Source organism: Pseudomonas sp. (assembly GCF_051660785.1).
Taxonomy (GTDB): domain Bacteria; phylum Pseudomonadota; class Gammaproteobacteria; order Pseudomonadales; family Pseudomonadaceae; genus Aquipseudomonas.
Map to the genome: position 1 here is coordinate 190,937 of NZ_JBOFQE010000059.1, position 14,983 is coordinate 205,919.

Consider the following 14,983-nt stretch of genomic DNA (forward strand, 5'->3'; position numbering starts at 1 on the left):
ATCCGATTCAAGAGGACATCACCATGAAAGCGCTCATCGAAGGTTTTTTGAAGTTCCAGAACGAAGCGTTCCCGCAACGCACCGACCTGTTCAAACACCTGGCCACCACCCAGCATCCCGGCACGTTGTTCATCACCTGTTCCGACAGCCGCGTGGTCCCGGAACTGCTGACCCAGCAAGAACCCGGCGAACTATTTGTGATCCGCAACGCCGGCAACATCGTGCCCTCCTACAGCCCGCACCCGGGCGGTGTCTCGGCCACGGTCGAATACGCGGTCGCGGTGCTGGGCGTGACAGACATTGTGATCTGCGGCCACTCGGATTGCGGCGCCATGACCGCTATCGCCAAGTGCACATGCATGGATCATCTGCCGGCTGTCAGCGGCTGGTTGCAACACGCCGAATCCGCCAAGGTCATTAACGAATCCCGCCCTCACGCCGATGATGCGGCGAAGGTGAGTTCGATGGTCCGGGAGAACGTCATCGCGCAACTGGCCAACATCCAGACGCACCCGAGCGTGCGCCTGGCCCAGGAAAAAGGTCAGCTGAACCTGCACGGCTGGGTCTACGACATCGAGACCGGTTCGATCGACGCCCTGGAGGCCGACAGCCGCCGCTTTGTGTCGCTGGCTGAACACCCGACCACCTGCGCCGTGTATGGCAAAGCCGTCGAAGCCGCTTGATGGCGGGCCGCGCTAGATATCCAGCACCAAGGGCTCACTGCCCTTGGCCGGCACCGCGCAGCAGATCAGCACTTCCCCTGGCGCCGGCAACTCGGCGGGCATGTTCAGGTAATGCACCTGCCCGCTGAGCAATCGGGTGCGGCACGTTCCGCATGAGCCGCCACGGCAGCTGAAGTCCGGATTCAAGCCACGGCTTTCAGCCAGTTCCAGCAAACTCCCGCCGCCCGGCTCCCAACGAGCCTCCTTGGCCGACCCCGAAAACACTACTTTCACCGAGCTGTCCGCTGCCGGCACTTGTGCCGGGGCCGGACTCAGTTGGTCGCGCAGACGGACCAGCGTGGAAGGCCCGAACGTCTCCGCATGAATGCGCTCGTCACCAATGCGCAACGCCCGCAAGCTGTCGTAAATCCCTTGAGTAAACGCGCCGGGCCCGCACAGGTAGAAATCGTAATCGTCCAGCGGCAGCAACGCCTTGAGCAACTCGATGTCGACCCTTCCTGCCACCTCGAAATCCTCACCTTCTCGGGCATGATCCTCGGGTTGACTGAGCAGGCGCAGCGCTCGCACCGAATCCTTGGCACGGGTGGCCAGTTCGTACAATTCATCGCGAAACCCCAGCTCGGCAAGGCTGCGGGCACTTTGGATAAACCAGGTCGGTCGAGTGCGGCGGATGCGTTCGCCTTCGTAGATCACTTCGCGCAGCATCGACAACAACGGCGTCACGCCGACACCCGCGGCCAGTAGCACCAGCGGCCGACGTTCATCGGCTTTCACCGTAAACCGGCCCTGCGGCGCGCGGGCTTCGATCAGATCGCCCTCGCGGACACGCTCGTGCAGATGCGATGAAATCAGCCCGTCACGCTTGACGCTGATACGAAAGAAGCTGTCCGACGGTGCGCTCGACAGGCTGTATGTGCGCACCAAAGGCGCCTGCCCCTCGGCCAGGCAAAAGCGCACCGGCAAATGCTGCCCGGCCTCGAAGCGCGGCAAGCCCGCTTCGTCTGTGGGCTCCAGGTAAAACGAACGGATGCTGGTGCTTTCTTCAACGATGCGGGTCACGCGCAACAACCGCCATTGATCGCGCAAGGCATCGGCCTGCAATCGACCCTCAGCCTGCTGCCAACTGCCGGTCATCAAGCTGTTCGGGGAAAATCCTTCAAATTGCCATCGCAGCGACAGCACACCGGCGCGGCGCACGACGTGTTCCACCGTCATTCGCCAGAGTCGTTCAGCGCCCTGGAACGCTGCTATTTCCGGACCTTCCAGAATGATCTCGGTGCGCCCTGCGATTTGCAGCACATCACCCGATTCGAAGTCGACAAACAGCAACCCTACCTGCGGATTGAGCAGCAGATTACCCAAGGTATTGAAGTGCAGGTTGCCGGCGAAATCAGGGATCGTCAGCACGTTGCCCTCGACCCGTACGAAGCCTGCATTGCCGCCACGGTGCGAGACATCCACCGAACGTTTTGTCGGGTCGCCATCAAGGTCTACGTAACTGGTAAGGAAAAAGGTATCGGCGTTGCCGATGGTCGCCCGGGCGGCCTCGTCCAATTCATCGAAACGCTCGACAGCCACCGCAGACGATGCACGGCCCACTGACTCGGGTTCGACGGCACGCAGTTGAATGTACTGCGGGCAATTGCCGAAGGCGTGCTCGACGGCAACGGCAAAACCGCCCGGGGTGGCGCTGCTGATGCGGCCATTCATTCGGTTACGCCGGCGGGTTTTCAGATCGATACCGAGCAGCCCCACCGAGGCGCCCGCCTTGAGCGCGGGCCTGACGGGATCGCCCTCGGCGGGCAGGCGTTCGAGTTGCAATTGCTGTGGATCCGGCGAATGCGCAAACCCGGGCGGCCCTTCAATCAGGGTCGCCCATGGCACGCCTTGCTCATCGACGGCGCCGACCAGCAGATACGGCAGCTGCGCGTAGAACAGTTGATGCTGCTCGGGCAGATAATCGCGTACCACCTTGCGCCCGAAAACTTCCATGCGCTCGGCCACACCGACGCTTTCCTGCAACTGCCGCTCGCCCGCGTGCCAGGGTGACGCGCCCTGCTCTTGCGACTGATTCATGACGACCTCTACGCCTTCGTGCCCGCAAGCCTTCGCTTGCTTTTGTGGCTCAGGCGCTCAAGCGTAGTTCGCCGTTTTGGACTATGGAGGTTCGTCGGATGTACGGGGCAGATTCAGGGCGTGCCGGATCAGGGCACTTGCGGCGTTTCATACCACTGGCGAGACGGTGTCGGAAAACGCATTTTCTGGCGGATATTGGCTGCATTCGCCGCGCTGGTCAGTTGTTCCAGCAGCACGAAGGCGACTTCCGTTGCCGTGCCGGGGCCGCTTGAGGTGATGATGCGGCCATCGACCACCACGGGCCAGTCGACAAAGCGGGCGCCGGTTTCAACAAGCTGGTTTTTGCGCTTGCCACCCACCTGGTGATAGGTCGTGGCGTCTTTGCCTTTCAGTACCCCGGCAACGCCCAGGCACACTGAAGACACGCAGACACTGGCGACGGTTTTATCGGCCGCGACAAAGTGCCGGATGACCGCCAGAAACGGCTCACTCAAGGCTTCTTCATAAAAGCCGGACGGTTCAAATCCGCCGGGCAATGCCAAGGCATCGAAGCTGTCCAGATCAAGCTCGCTCAACAAATGAGCCGGATTAAGGGACAGCCCGAAGGTCGTCACGATCTGCGGGCGAAGGCCGGCATTGATCAATTCCACGGGTTGGTCGCCAAGCAGATTTGCCCAACCAAGCACATCGGTAAAAGCCGCCATTTCCAGCGGCTCGACACCGTTGGCCAACAACATGAGGACACGTTTCATCGGGTACACCTCTCAGGGATCGGCAGATAGTCGGCCTTTGCCTGAAATGAGAGAACACCCAAAAAACGCAATCCATTGTTGCTGGAACTGAAATGCCCAAGGCGCAGCGCTCCCTGTTCACGGAAGCGCCGCTCACAAAGTCGCTTTGATCAGTGGTCGTCCTGGTCTGACGATGATGGCCGACGCTCGGAGGTTTCTTCGGCATTAGGGGGAACTGGATTACTGCCGGGCGTGAACACGTGGGTCAGCAAGTCCCTGGCGTCGATGTCGACGACACCCGGCACCGACCGAGCCAGTGCAACCACCTGCTCACACTGGCGGTGCGTGTTGACGCGACCGCTCAGCGAAACCGTGCCCGCATGGGTTTTGACATGGATATTCATGCCAAGGGCCGGCTCGGCCCTGGTCAGGGCAGATTTCACCCTGGCGGTAATCCATGTGTCGTGCACGACCGTTTCCAGACCGTGGGAATAATTCCGAAAAGAATGAAGTTTCATGACGCAGCCCTCACTCAGAACACAGACGCAAACACACCCTTAATTATAGTGCGCTCGCAGCCTGTGCCCGGAATGCTCAGCGTTTGACCGACAGATCCACCTGGGTCATGCGGCTACGAACGGTAAACACCCCATCTCCCGAAAGAATCGCGCTGCGGGCGAACAGGCGACCGCTCTCCCAGTTCGAAAGCCCCAGTTCCGGCTTGTTCAGCGCGTACTGCCCATCGACCCAGCGAGTAATGCCATTGCCGACAAAAGGTGCATTGACCGCATTGTAGAAACGCTCATGAGCCGCCCCGTCTTCGCTGATCAGGGATACGGTGAACTGCGGGCTGTAGCGATTGAACAAGGCGATGGCGCTGTCCAGGTCATCAACGATTTTAAGGCTGACTTCCGGGGTTTCTTCCCATTCCCACTCGCGACCCAACTGATCCTCGGGCAACGGTTCGGCCAGCGCTTCGGTCTGGTAGCCTTCAGCGCGATACACCTCAACGCTGCCGGTTTGCCATTCAGTCGGCAACCATTGCTCGCTGCCCTCAACAATGTGCAACTTGCAACCCTGGCCCCGAGCGGTGCCGGCCTGTTGCAGTGCGTCGAGAAACAGCGGCACCAGTTCAGCGGCGCGGTCGCGCTGGATCAGGCAGACGTTCAGGGTGTTGCAGACCTTGCGGTCCAGAGAATTACGCACGACGGCGGCGAAGCGCTGGGCGTCAGCATCCCTGTCGGCAATCAGCCAGGCGCCACCGGTGCCGTGCAGGCTGACGGCGGTGCCAGCCTGCTGGGCGATGCTGCCCAGTTGGCTGACCGCACGGCCCGAACCTCGGGCCACGGCCAGGGACAAACGGCGGTCGGCAAACATCGCCCAACCGGCGGCGTGATTGACGCTTTCCACCAGAGACACCGCGCCGGTCGGCAAACCGGCGTCGCTGAGCGCAGGGTTCAGTGCGTGAGCGACGATGGCCTGAGCGGTGCCCAACGCATCGCTGCCGATTCGCAGCACTGCAGTGTTGCCGGTGCGCAACACACCGGCGGCATCGGCGAACACATTTGGCCGGCCTTCGAACACGAAGGCGACGATGCCCAGCGGCGACACCACTTGTTCGACTTTCCAGCCGTCGTGCTCGACGCAACTGATCACCTTGCCGCGAGTCGCCGCCGCGTCGCGCCAGGCGCGCAGGCCGGCGATCATGTCGCGGCGCATGCGTTCATCGGCCAACAGGCGTGTGGTGGATCGCCCACGGGCCTTGGCGCGTTCGATGTCGGCCAGGTTGGCGGCCTCGATCAAAGTCCAGCAATCCGGATTTTCCAGACGCTGAGCGAAGAGGTCGAAGAACGCGCTGATCGCCTGATCCGAGACGCTGGACAGCGCGGTGAACGCCGCTTCGGCACGCTCAATCGCAACGGCCGCCGCTTGCTGGTCAGCCACCGGAATCAGCAACAACTCGCCGCTGACCTGCTCCACCAGCAAATGGTCCCCGGGCTGAAAGCGCGCGGCCAGTTCGGGGCTGACGACAGTGACACGATTACCGGCAAAAGGGATCGGCGTGCCAGCGACTAGACGTTCGAGCGCAAGAGACATGAAGCGGTTTCACCATGCAGGGGGCGGCTGGAAAATGTATAGGAAAATCCCGGGAGCGTCATTAACCGTGCCGCGCCGAACGCCTTAAAACACTGACCAGCCGATCCTTTGACTCAACAATTCCAGCGCCGCCATCCCGGCCAGCGAATTGCCGGCGGCATTCAATTCCGGGGACCAGACGCACACCGTGAACTGCCCCGGCACCACCGCGACAATCCCGCCGCCGACGCCGCTCTTGCCCGGCAAACCGACGCGATAGGCAAAATTGCCGGCTTCGTCATACAGGCCGCTGGTGGCCATGATCGAGTTGACTTGCTGGGTCTGGCGAGCGGTGAGGATCTGTTCGCCGCTGTGTTTGCAGAACCCGTCGTTGGCCAGGAAGCAGAACGCCCGGGCCAGGTCCACGCAGTTCATGCGCACTGCGCAATGGCTGAAATAGCTGCGCAGTACGGCCTCGACGTCGTTGTGGAAGTTGCCGAAGGATTGCATCAGGTACGCCATGGCCGCGTTGCGCGCGCGGTGCTGGTATTCGGACTCGGCGACCTTGCCGTCCACCATGACCTGCGGGTTGCCGGACAGCCGACGGACGAAGTCGCGCATCGACAACGCGGGCGCGGCAAAGCGAGACTGGTTGATGTCGCAAATCACCAGGGCACCGGCATTGATGAACGGATTTCGCGGACGACCGCGCTCGAATTCCAGCTGCACCAGCGAGTTGAACGGTTGTCCGGACGGCTCGTGACCGAGGCGCTCCCAGATCGCTTCGCCGGAATGTTCGATGGCCTGCACCAGGCTGAATACCTTGGAAATACTCTGCACCGAGAACGGCGTCTCGGCATCGCCGGCGCAATACAGTTCGCCGTCGTTGCCATACACGGCAATGCCCAACTGGTTGGCCGGCACCGTGCCGAGGGCGGGAATGTAGTCAGCCACCTTGCCCTGACCGATCAGCGGCCGGACAGCGTCAAGGATCTCGTTCAACAGCGCTTGCATGCCGGGTTCCGAAGTCACGCCCCGTGGGATTGCGGGGACACGCAGGCTAGACGCTGTTGGCTGGCGCTGGATCACAGATTGCCGACCCCCTTCTCAAAATCACCCATGCCCCCTGTGGGAGCACAGCTAGCCTGCTAGCGATAGCGGTCTGTCAGACGACATCAATGTCGACTGACCGTCAGCTATCGCTAGCAGGCTAGCTCCCACAGGGGGGCATCGGCCCGAAGTTTTAGTGGCTGTGTATCGGAGTGTGTACAGACCCGCCTGCGACACACCCCATCCATAAAACCCCGCACCAACGACACATCGCAGATACACCCGCTTGATGAACTGTGCCTGTCGATTGGCCAAGCCGATCAAAGCGCTCAACTCACTCACGCTACGGAGTATCACCATGTTCAAGCTCTCGACTTCTTCCCTGACCCTCGGCCTGATCATCGCCGGCGGCCTGGCCCTGTCCAACGTGGCTTCTGCTTCCGAATCCGAGGCGTTCAGCATGAAACAACTGGCCCACGGCTACAGCCAGGCCCAGGCCGACACCGCGGAAAAACCCGCTGAAGGAAAATGTGGTGAAGGCAAGTGCGGCGAAGGCAAATGCGGCGCTGGCGAGTAACCCGATTGCGCGGGGCAACCGCTGCCCCGCCTTCCTGACTGAACGGAGATCAAGCACATGAACACCTCAATTTCATCGGCCGTCAAAGGCCTGCACCTGAACCTCGACCGTGCCGGCAGCTGGCTCGCGCCCTTGACGCTGCGACTGTTCATTGCCTGGGAATTTTTCGAGTCGGGCCTGGAAAAATGGAACGGCGAGAACTGGTTCGCCGACATTCAGGACGCCTTCCCGTTTCCGTTCAACCACGTGCCGGCCACGCTGAACTGGGAACTGTCGATGTGGGCCGAGCTGATCTGCGCCCTGGCCATCCTGGTCGGCCTGGGGACGCGGGTATCGGCCATCATTCTGATCGTCGTCACCATCGTCGCGACCGCCGCCGTTCACTGGCCGGCCGATTGGTCTACATTGAGTGAGCTTGCCCAGGGTTACTCCATCAGCAACAAGGGTCACGGCAACTTCAAACTGCCGCTGATCTACCTCGCAGCCCTGATGCCGTTGTTGCTCTCGGGTGCCGGCAAGCTCAGCCTGGATGCACTGTTGGCCCGATTCGCCTGGCGTCGCACTCACCTTTGACCGACCAGAGGCTCGGGCGCGTCCTCCACTTCCACAAGAACGGAGCAATCGCCATGAGCCTCACTCTCTACGGTTTTGACGGCAGTACGTATGTGCGCACAGTGAAGATGCTGCTTGCGGAAAAAGGTGCGGATTTCGACCAGTTACAGGTCAATGTGATGAAAGGCGAACCGCACCTGCCCGAACACCTGGCCCGCCATCCGTTCGGCAAGGTGCCGGTCATCGATCACGACGGTTTCCGCATTATCGAAACCGACGCCATCGTGGCCTATCTGGACGAAGTCCTGCCAGGGCCTTCCCTGACGCCCGACAATGCCCACGACCGTGCCCGCACACATATGGTCATGGGAATTTACGATTCTTATGGCTACGGTGCGCTAGGCTCGGTGTTCGGCTATCACCTGTTCCCCGATTTCATTGGAGGAAAAAACGAAGAATCCCGACGCAAAGGCATCGAGACCTCGAAAATGGTTTTGCGAGAACTGATGAAAATCAAAGGCTCCGATCCATTTGTCGCCGGCCAGGATCCGAGCCTGGGTGACTTTTACCTGGCACCGGCCTGTGCTTACATGGCGATGACGCCGGATGCTCCGCAGGTGTTCGCCGTCAACGGCTTCGATGACTGGTGGAAACGGATTCAGGCACTGCCCAGCTTTCAGGCCACACCGCCGCAATAAGCTTCATCCCTCTCACTTGTGTAGACAGGAGCCACCATGAGCGTGACCACCCAATGGATCGAGATCGACAGCCCCGACGGTAAATTCGGTGCTTACCTGGCCATTCCCCATACCCGAAAAGGCCCGGGGATCGTGCTGATCCAGGAGATCTTCGGCGTGAATGAACACATCCGCTCGGTCGCGGAGCAATACGCCGCCGATGGTTACCTGGTGATCGCGCCGGACCTGTTCTGGCGCAGCGAGCACCGCATCGAATTGACCTACGACGAAGCCGGCTGGAAACGCGCCGTCGAGTTGATGAACGCCACGGACATCGACAAGGCGCAGGCCGACATCAAACTGGCCATCGACGCACTCGATGCGCAGCCTGGACTGGACGGCGGCATCGCTTCCATCGGTTACTGCTTTGGCGGCCTGCTGTCCTACCTCACCGCCGCCAACGGGCTGGTGGAAGTGGCCGTTGCCTACTACGGCGGCGGGATCCAGAATCATCTGGACCGCGCCGATGAAATCGAAGTGCCGTTGCTGATGCACTTTGGTGAGCAGGACAGCCATATTTCACTGGAAGCCGTGGAGAAAATCGCCGAACGTTTCGAGAACAACGACAACGTGGAAATTGTCGTGTACCCGGAGGCCGAACATGGTTTCAACTGCTCGCATCGCGACAGCTACAACCAGCGAGCGGCGGCTGAGGCTCATGGCAATACGTTGATCTTTTTGGGGCAGGAACTTTAGAAGGCCGACGCCAACGCAAAAGGCGCCTTCATCAAGCGATGAAGGTGCCTTCTTTTTAGATTCAACCGCGAAATCGACTCACTGACGATTCATTTGTTTTTCGCCCGGCGACGATAATATCTTTGCCTCCCTGTACACCCACGCTTGTCGTTTGATTAGGGGTGTAATCGACGCTCGGATCGGTGATCCCCGTAGGAGAGAAGGTTGTGTCATGGATTCCGTCCTTGGTAATACGGCCGACGACGCACAGGCGCGCATCTACCTCCCCCGCCGCGACAATCGAGCCATTTGAATCGATACCTGCCGACCTCCACTGCAGTCTTCTGAACTGAATCCTGGTGATGACATCGTTCGAGTCATTAAATGTCACGTCGTCTGTACCATTGCTGAGTGCTCTTGCTATCCAGCCATTTGTGCCATTTGAAATCGTACCGACTGCGACGGGTTTATCGTCGGATTGCAGGAGGATTTGATTCAGTCTGACAGGCCCCTCAATTGACTCGAATACCGTAACGCCGTCTTCTTTTCCAAAGGAGCGGTCTGGCTGACCCGTTGAGGTATAGCCGGCCAGAAAACCTTGATCCGCAGTGGACCCCGCCAAAATAATCCTTCCATCGACTTGTGTGACCACACCGACAGTCGAGGTGTTTTGGTTGTTATAACGGAAGAAAATATAACCTAGACCACCCAGGCTCGTGTCCAGAGTGCCCTGCATTGTCAGTTGAAAAAACAAACCCCAATAACGGTATGGCCCAGGCGCGCTGTTGTTTACCGAGAAGAGGATCTTACCGGTCTTCGTTTCTGTAACCGACAAGCTATCGTTAGCGCTCGATTGCAGCGTATCGGAGGAACGTGTCTCGCTTGCCGGTGGCGCGGGTTCCTCGAATTTGAATTTGCCGAAAACGAGGTTCGGAGATCCGTTGGCATGAAATAGCGCAGCAGCGGGGCAGTTGGGACCTAAAGAGGTGTCCCGAACGTGTCCCGTCACCAGTATTTGATCGTTGTCGATGATGGTCAGACCACTGGGTGTCGAGAGACTTGTAGCGGCACCGAACCGATCTTCAGAATAACCCGTTGCAGTGGGCCCGAATGTTGTATCCAGCTCACCTGTCTTGTTCAGCCGGAAAAGTCTGAACGTGCCAGTTCCGGTACTGATGACTCCGATGATCTTGTCCTGATTAACACCTTCAGCGTTCAAGACAACAATCGCCGTTACTTCCGCTCCTTCCAGCAACCGGGTTCCATAAGTACCAAAGCTCCAATCCAGCTTGCCAGGTTCATTTGACGGCGCAGAGCTATTTTTCGAAGGCATGGGGAATCTCCGTAGTGTGAGTTCCCGTGCAAAGCACAGGCGTCAGTCATTCAGCCCGCGCCAACCCAATCGGTAAACTGTCAGAGTTGACAGTTGACAGTTGGCGTATGGCCATCACTGAAAGAGTCTGCCTTCAATAACGCAAAACGCCCCGCCATACACATGGCGGGGCTTCTGGTTTTCAGTGCCTACTTGATCAACATCCCCAACGGACTCAGCGGTCCGATCGGCATCAGTTCGAAGGTCAGCAAATCAACCTCTCCCAGCGGCAACGCCTTGAGCAAACGATCAGCCTCATCGACCGAGTCAACGGTCATCAGGAAGATCACCCCCGCTTCATGGTCGCGCATCCAGAACTGTTCCATCTTGCCGTCCAGATACAGCTGCAACGTGGCGGGTACTTCGGCGGGCAGGTAAGCCACGCGCTGTTCGGCGGTGAGGGGTTTAAGTGTTCCGATGTCCATGACTTTCATGATCACACCTCTTCCGTTTGCCCAGTGCCGGCCAGTTTCGGCTGATCGTTACGTTCGTGAACATGGCGATGCGGCGTGCGGTCGATGTTTAGGCTCAGTATTTCCGGACGGCTGTAGTGGCCACGGCCGTCCATCTGGCGTTTGCGGATTTCGATCTGGAACAGGTCGATGTCAGCGATGACTTCGCCCTCGCCTTCGGTCAATGCGCCGACGACTTCACCTTGGGGATCGATGATCGCGGTGTAGCAACCGCCGGAGATCGGGCCGATCTCACAACCGGTGTCGGCCATGATTTGCGCCTGCTGTTCCGGGTATAGCCACGCGGTGGAGTTCACCACGAAGCAAGCCGATTCCAGGGCGTGCATGCGAATGCTGACTTCCATCTGGCGGGTGAACAGCGGGCCGGCGAACGAACCCGGGTACATCGAGGCGTGAATCTGTTCGCCGTCTTCGATCAGGGCGTAACGCGCCAGCGGGTTGTAATGCTCCCAGCAGGCCAGTTGGCCGATGCGCCCGACCGCGCTGTCGGTGGCGCGCAGACCGGAACCGTCGCCCATGCCCCAGATCATGCGTTCATGATAGGTCGGCGAAATCTTGCGACGAGCCTGAATCAGGGTCCCGTCAGCATCGAACAGCAATTGCGTGTTGTAGAGGGTACTGCCATCGCGTTCGTTGACGCCGATGGACACCACCATGTTGGCTTCCTTGGCTGCCTCGCCAATGGCGTCGGTGGTTGCAGACGGGACGACCACGGCTTGTTCGAGCAATTTGTAGTGCTCGGCCCCCATTTTGAAAGGGCTCTGCACAAAGGAGAAATACGGGTAGTACGGCACGATGGTTTCAGGGAAAACGGCAAACTGCACGCCCTTCTCGCCGAGTTCACGAATCTTGCTGACAACCTTTTCTACTGTGCCTTCACGGCTGTAGAGAACAGGGGCGATCTGGACGGCGGCGGCTTTGACAATGGTCATGGCGATGATCTCGCTGAGGGAATTGGTTTCAACGAGATCTAGATTACGGCAATAATATTTTGTCTCAAATGCCGAATACACCACCTTTTAGGACGTGAAAGATATCACGCACGATTGGCGCGCTGGATCACTTGCGGCGGTTGCCCGAACGCGCGGATAAACGCCCGACGCATGCGCTCGCGATCACCAAAACCGGTGTCGGTGGCCACCACATCGATAGAGTGCCGACCTGTTTCCATCATCAGCCGGGCGGCCTCCACCCGCAGGTTTTCGATGGCTTTAGCCGGGGATTGACCGGTTTCGGCATGGAACACCCGACTGAACTGCCGTGGGCTGAGATTGGCTGCGCTGGCTAGTTCCTCTACCGAAAGCGCTGATCTAAGGTGGTGCTTGGCGTAGGTCAATGCGGCCTGGATGCGATCGGTCTTGGGCTCAAGTTCAAGCATCACCGAAAACTGCGACTGCCCTCCCGACCGTCGGTGATACACCACCAGCTGCCGGGCCACCTGGCGCGCCACCTCCGCGCCCAGATCCTTTTCCACCAGCGCCAGCGCCAGATCGACACACGCGCTCATGCCTGCCGCGGTCCAGATGTTGCCGTCGTTGATGAAAATGCGGTCCTCTTCCACCAACACCTTTGGATACGCCCGCTGCAAGGCCGGTGCATGACACCAATGCGTCGTCGCCCGCCGACCGTCCAGCAAACCGGCCTCGGCCAGCGCAATCGCGCCGGTGCAGATCGAACCCAGGCGCCGGGTGGTCCGGCTGGCGTTACGTAAAAACGCCACCATGCCCGGTGATGTCGGCCGGATCAGGTTGTCACCCATCACCAGCAGCGTATCGAAAGCGCGCTGATCGAATGCGCTGGTTTCCACGCCGAATCCGGCGGAGGTTTTCACCATACCGCCGTGTTCGGACAGCAAGTCGATGCTGTATATCGGCTCGTCGGAGGTGATGTTGGCTAACTCGAAGGTGGCGCACATGGCGAGACCCAACACCTGGAAGCCAGGGTAAACGATGAGTCCGATCGTGTGCATGGCGGCTGTCCGGTTAGGTGGCATGGCGGGTCTCAAGCCATCGTAGTTAACCCCCATGCCCTCGAAAATGGAATCAGCCGCCGATCAAAAAAGCAGATTGCTTGCGGCCTACTTCGCCGACCCGTCATGCGGTTTGTAAAACCGGAACATTTTGGTTTCAAAGGTTTTGGTGTACGCCCTGGCCCAATCCGGTTTCACCGTCCGGTCATGGAAATACATCGCGCCACCGGTGCGATCCGGCAGCTGTTTGTTCAACGCCTTACGCGCGATTTCCTTGGCCAGGGCATATTGGGTTTCTTCCTGGACTGAGTCCGATTTTCCATCGCACCACCACGAAAACTGGCAGCTTTTGGTTTCGGAACCTTGCTTGACCACCGCGCACACGGTGTCGGGAAAACCTTCATGGCCGAGACGGTTCATCACCACGTTGGCGACCGCTTCCATTTCGGCGGTGTCCTTGCCTTTGGCTTCCCAGTAGATGGAACGCGCCATGCAGGTGATGGCGTCGTCCAGCGGGGACTTGCCGGCCGGATCGACGGCCTGGACTTCTGATTGGGTGATCGCCTCGGATTTGGGTACAGGCACATCGCTGCCCTTCTCCGCGGCTTTGTGCTCAAGCACTTGGGCCTTGTCTTCGGCTATTTCCTTTTTTTGTTGCTGCTCATCGGCGATGGCCTGGCCGGTGAGAAGGGTCACGGCAAGGATTGCGGCTATCCATTTAAAGGACATGCTGGAAACACTCTGGGAGGCGTCGGGCTTAAGTGTAGTAGCCAAATCATGTCAGAAGGCCGGCAACAATGTGTAAAAAGCCATTGCCCTGGACGGGGTGAGTTCGCGCATTATGGGCGCAGTCAGCCAAAGGGGATTTTCATGCGCGTTCCGTCATCCGTTTTGCGTGTTGCCGCGTTGTCATTAGGTCTGGTGTTCACCGCCACGGCGATGGCCACCGATGAAACGCAACTGGTCGAGTCGATCAATATTTACCGTAGCCAGCCGCAAGGCTGCGGCGGCCAGGCGTCATCGGAGCTGCCGCCGCTGACGAGTGATCCGCGTCTGGTTTTGTCGGCCAGCGGGCCAGTGGATTTGCAGCAGGCCATGGCCCGGGCGTCATACCCGATGGTCAGCGTGCAGGCGATCACCTTGTCCGGACCGCGTGATGCGCAGTCCGCCATGACGGCGATCAAGGAAAGTTTTTGCCAGGTGGCGCTGGACCCGCAATTCACCGACGTCGGTGTCAGCCATGAGGGACGTGACTGGCGCATTGTGCTGGCGCGCCCCCTCTTGACCGCACGCTTGGGTGACGCCGCGACTGAAGGCCAGAAACTCCTGGAACTGCTCAACGCCGCCCGCGCGCAACCTCGTCAGTGTGGCGGTCAACCGTTTGCCGCGACCACACCGCTGGCCTGGAACGCGACGCTCGCGGCTGCGGCCGAAGCGCATACCCGTTCGATGGCCAATAACAATTTCTTTGACCACAAGGACCGCGACGGCCGCACACCGGGAGATCGCGCCGAGCTGGCGGGTTACAACTATCAGGAGATCGGCGAGAACATCGCCGCCGGACAAGACACTCCACGCAAGGTCGTCGATGGCTGGCTGGCCAGCGCGGGTCATTGCGCCAACCTGATGAACCCGAAATTCCGCGAACTGGGCGCGGCCTATGCGGTTGATCCCAAGAGCGGTGCCGGGATCTACTGGACAGCCATGTTCGGTACGCCATAAGAGCGAAGGTCAGAGCGGTGATTCACCGCTCTTACAACGTATGTTGGCTGTTGCCAATGTCTTTGGCTTCTTCGATGGCCCACGCCATGGCAGCTTCCATGTCCAACAGATGCGGGCGTGGTTCATTGTCCTCTTTGATGACCGAGCCGTCCGGCCGGTAAACACCAATGAACATCTTCAGAGAGCCGTCCCTCAATATCTCGGCTCTCACCTCGATCCTGCATCCATTGGAAAGCGTTTCCTTGTGCTCAATATGGCGTTCAGTCATCACTGCATCCTCTCGTCGGTAA

The 14,983-nt window shown here is 59.5% G+C and carries 17 protein-coding genes; 6 read left to right on the forward strand and 11 right to left on the reverse strand.

Annotated elements, in window-relative coordinates; genetic code table 11:
- Positions 1-23 precede the first annotated feature (23 nt).
- Complete coding sequence (locus tag ACRC4F_RS16550; protein WP_438660305.1) at positions 24-683, forward strand: carbonic anhydrase; 660 nt, start codon at positions 24-26, stop codon at positions 681-683.
- 12 nt (positions 684-695) lie between these two features.
- Here ACRC4F_RS16550 and ACRC4F_RS16555 read toward each other — a convergent pair whose 3' ends face one another.
- From ACRC4F_RS16555 to glsB, 5 genes are all read right to left on the reverse strand, one after another.
- On the reverse strand, positions 696-2,759 hold the full coding sequence (locus tag ACRC4F_RS16555) for a 2Fe-2S iron-sulfur cluster-binding protein (RefSeq protein WP_438660306.1): 2,064 nt from the start codon (positions 2,757-2,759) through the stop codon (positions 696-698).
- A gap of 128 nt (positions 2,760-2,887) precedes the next feature.
- A complete protein-coding gene (locus tag ACRC4F_RS16560) occupies positions 2,888-3,511 on the reverse strand; it encodes a DJ-1/PfpI family protein (RefSeq protein ID WP_438660307.1) in 624 nt (207 codons plus the stop codon).
- Between the two features lie 149 nt (positions 3,512-3,660).
- Positions 3,661-4,008 carry a BON domain-containing protein gene (locus ACRC4F_RS16565; protein WP_438660308.1) on the reverse strand — a complete coding sequence of 116 codons (348 nt, stop codon included), beginning with the start codon at positions 4,006-4,008 and terminating at the stop codon, positions 3,661-3,663.
- 76 nt (positions 4,009-4,084) lie between these two features.
- Positions 4,085-5,587 (reverse strand): aldehyde dehydrogenase family protein, encoded by a 1,503-nt coding sequence (locus tag ACRC4F_RS16570; RefSeq protein ID WP_438660309.1) that lies wholly within the window; start codon positions 5,585-5,587, stop codon positions 4,085-4,087.
- A gap of 84 nt (positions 5,588-5,671) precedes the next feature.
- On the reverse strand, positions 5,672-6,580 hold the full coding sequence (glsB, locus tag ACRC4F_RS16575) for a glutaminase B (RefSeq protein WP_438660310.1): 909 nt from the start codon (positions 6,578-6,580) through the stop codon (positions 5,672-5,674).
- A 394-nt stretch (positions 6,581-6,974) separates the two neighbouring features.
- On the opposite strand from glsB, the gene ACRC4F_RS16580 reads away from it, so the two are divergent.
- The 4 genes from ACRC4F_RS16580 to ACRC4F_RS16595 are packed head-to-tail and all read left to right on the forward strand — an operon-like array spanning position 6,975 to position 9,178.
- Positions 6,975-7,193 (forward strand): HvfA family oxazolone/thioamide-modified RiPP metallophore, encoded by a 219-nt coding sequence (locus ACRC4F_RS16580; protein ID WP_438660311.1) that lies wholly within the window; start codon positions 6,975-6,977, stop codon positions 7,191-7,193.
- A 57-nt stretch (positions 7,194-7,250) separates the two neighbouring features.
- Positions 7,251-7,766, forward strand: a complete 516-nt coding sequence (locus ACRC4F_RS16585) for an HvfX family Cu-binding RiPP maturation protein (RefSeq protein WP_438660312.1) — start codon at positions 7,251-7,253, stop codon at positions 7,764-7,766.
- Positions 7,767-7,819: 53 nt separating this feature from the next.
- Complete coding sequence (locus ACRC4F_RS16590) at positions 7,820-8,443, forward strand: glutathione S-transferase family protein (RefSeq protein ID WP_403096981.1); 624 nt, start codon at positions 7,820-7,822, stop codon at positions 8,441-8,443.
- Between the two features lie 36 nt (positions 8,444-8,479).
- Complete coding sequence (locus ACRC4F_RS16595; RefSeq protein WP_438660313.1) at positions 8,480-9,178, forward strand: dienelactone hydrolase family protein; 699 nt, start codon at positions 8,480-8,482, stop codon at positions 9,176-9,178.
- A gap of 61 nt (positions 9,179-9,239) precedes the next feature.
- On the opposite strand, the gene ACRC4F_RS16600 is transcribed toward ACRC4F_RS16595, so the two are convergent.
- From ACRC4F_RS16600 to ACRC4F_RS16620, 5 genes are all read right to left on the reverse strand, one after another.
- Positions 9,240-10,490: a hypothetical protein gene (locus tag ACRC4F_RS16600; protein WP_438660314.1), complete on the reverse strand. Its 1,251-nt coding sequence runs from the start codon at positions 10,488-10,490 to the stop codon at positions 9,240-9,242.
- A 188-nt stretch (positions 10,491-10,678) separates the two neighbouring features.
- A complete protein-coding gene (locus ACRC4F_RS16605; protein ID WP_438660315.1) occupies positions 10,679-10,963 on the reverse strand; it encodes a hypothetical protein in 285 nt (94 codons plus the stop codon).
- A gap of 2 nt (positions 10,964-10,965) precedes the next feature.
- Positions 10,966-11,934, reverse strand: a complete 969-nt coding sequence (locus tag ACRC4F_RS16610) for a nitrilase-related carbon-nitrogen hydrolase (protein ID WP_438660316.1) — start codon at positions 11,932-11,934, stop codon at positions 10,966-10,968.
- Positions 11,935-12,038: 104 nt separating this feature from the next.
- A complete protein-coding gene (locus tag ACRC4F_RS16615) occupies positions 12,039-12,971 on the reverse strand; it encodes a GlxA family transcriptional regulator (protein ID WP_438660317.1) in 933 nt (310 codons plus the stop codon).
- Between the two features lie 108 nt (positions 12,972-13,079).
- A complete protein-coding gene (locus ACRC4F_RS16620) occupies positions 13,080-13,700 on the reverse strand; it encodes a cell wall hydrolase (RefSeq protein ID WP_438660318.1) in 621 nt (206 codons plus the stop codon).
- A 141-nt stretch (positions 13,701-13,841) separates the two neighbouring features.
- Here ACRC4F_RS16620 and ACRC4F_RS16625 point away from each other — a divergent pair, with 141 nt between their 5' ends.
- Positions 13,842-14,693, forward strand: coding sequence for a CAP domain-containing protein (locus ACRC4F_RS16625; protein ID WP_438660319.1), 852 nt, complete (start codon positions 13,842-13,844; stop codon positions 14,691-14,693).
- 31 nt (positions 14,694-14,724) lie between these two features.
- On the opposite strand, the gene ACRC4F_RS16630 is transcribed toward ACRC4F_RS16625, so the two are convergent.
- The gene (locus tag ACRC4F_RS16630) at positions 14,725-14,961 is read right to left on the reverse strand and encodes a hypothetical protein (RefSeq protein WP_438660320.1); all 237 of its coding nucleotides are present in this window, start codon (positions 14,959-14,961) and stop codon (positions 14,725-14,727) included.
- Positions 14,962-14,983: the final 22 nt, after the last annotated feature.

Coding starts and splice junctions, on each gene's coding strand:
- ACRC4F_RS16555 (WP_438660306.1), bottom strand. CDS start 2,759: ATGAATCAGTCGCAAGAGCAGGGCGCGTCACCCTGGCACGCGGGCGAG.
- ACRC4F_RS16570 (WP_438660309.1), bottom strand. CDS start 5,587: ATGTCTCTTGCGCTCGAACGTCTAGTCGCTGGCACGCCGATCCCTTTT.
- ACRC4F_RS16625 (WP_438660319.1), top strand. CDS start 13,842: ATGCGCGTTCCGTCATCCGTTTTGCGTGTTGCCGCGTTGTCATTAGGT.
- ACRC4F_RS16620 (WP_438660318.1), bottom strand. CDS start 13,700: ATGTCCTTTAAATGGATAGCCGCAATCCTTGCCGTGACCCTTCTCACC.
- ACRC4F_RS16550 (WP_438660305.1), top strand. CDS start 24: ATGAAAGCGCTCATCGAAGGTTTTTTGAAGTTCCAGAACGAAGCGTTC.
- ACRC4F_RS16605 (WP_438660315.1), bottom strand. CDS start 10,963: ATGAAAGTCATGGACATCGGAACACTTAAACCCCTCACCGCCGAACAG.
- ACRC4F_RS16565 (WP_438660308.1), bottom strand. CDS start 4,008: ATGAAACTTCATTCTTTTCGGAATTATTCCCACGGTCTGGAAACGGTC.
- ACRC4F_RS16615 (WP_438660317.1), bottom strand. CDS start 12,971: ATGCACACGATCGGACTCATCGTTTACCCTGGCTTCCAGGTGTTGGGT.
- ACRC4F_RS16590 (WP_403096981.1), top strand. CDS start 7,820: ATGAGCCTCACTCTCTACGGTTTTGACGGCAGTACGTATGTGCGCACA.
- ACRC4F_RS16630 (WP_438660320.1), bottom strand. CDS start 14,961: ATGACTGAACGCCATATTGAGCACAAGGAAACGCTTTCCAATGGATGC.
- ACRC4F_RS16595 (WP_438660313.1), top strand. CDS start 8,480: ATGAGCGTGACCACCCAATGGATCGAGATCGACAGCCCCGACGGTAAA.
- ACRC4F_RS16610 (WP_438660316.1), bottom strand. CDS start 11,934: ATGACCATTGTCAAAGCCGCCGCCGTCCAGATCGCCCCTGTTCTCTAC.
- ACRC4F_RS16560 (WP_438660307.1), bottom strand. CDS start 3,511: ATGAAACGTGTCCTCATGTTGTTGGCCAACGGTGTCGAGCCGCTGGAA.
- ACRC4F_RS16580 (WP_438660311.1), top strand. CDS start 6,975: ATGTTCAAGCTCTCGACTTCTTCCCTGACCCTCGGCCTGATCATCGCC.
- glsB (WP_438660310.1), bottom strand. CDS start 6,580: ATGCAAGCGCTGTTGAACGAGATCCTTGACGCTGTCCGGCCGCTGATC.
- ACRC4F_RS16600 (WP_438660314.1), bottom strand. CDS start 10,490: ATGCCTTCGAAAAATAGCTCTGCGCCGTCAAATGAACCTGGCAAGCTG.
- ACRC4F_RS16585 (WP_438660312.1), top strand. CDS start 7,251: ATGAACACCTCAATTTCATCGGCCGTCAAAGGCCTGCACCTGAACCTC.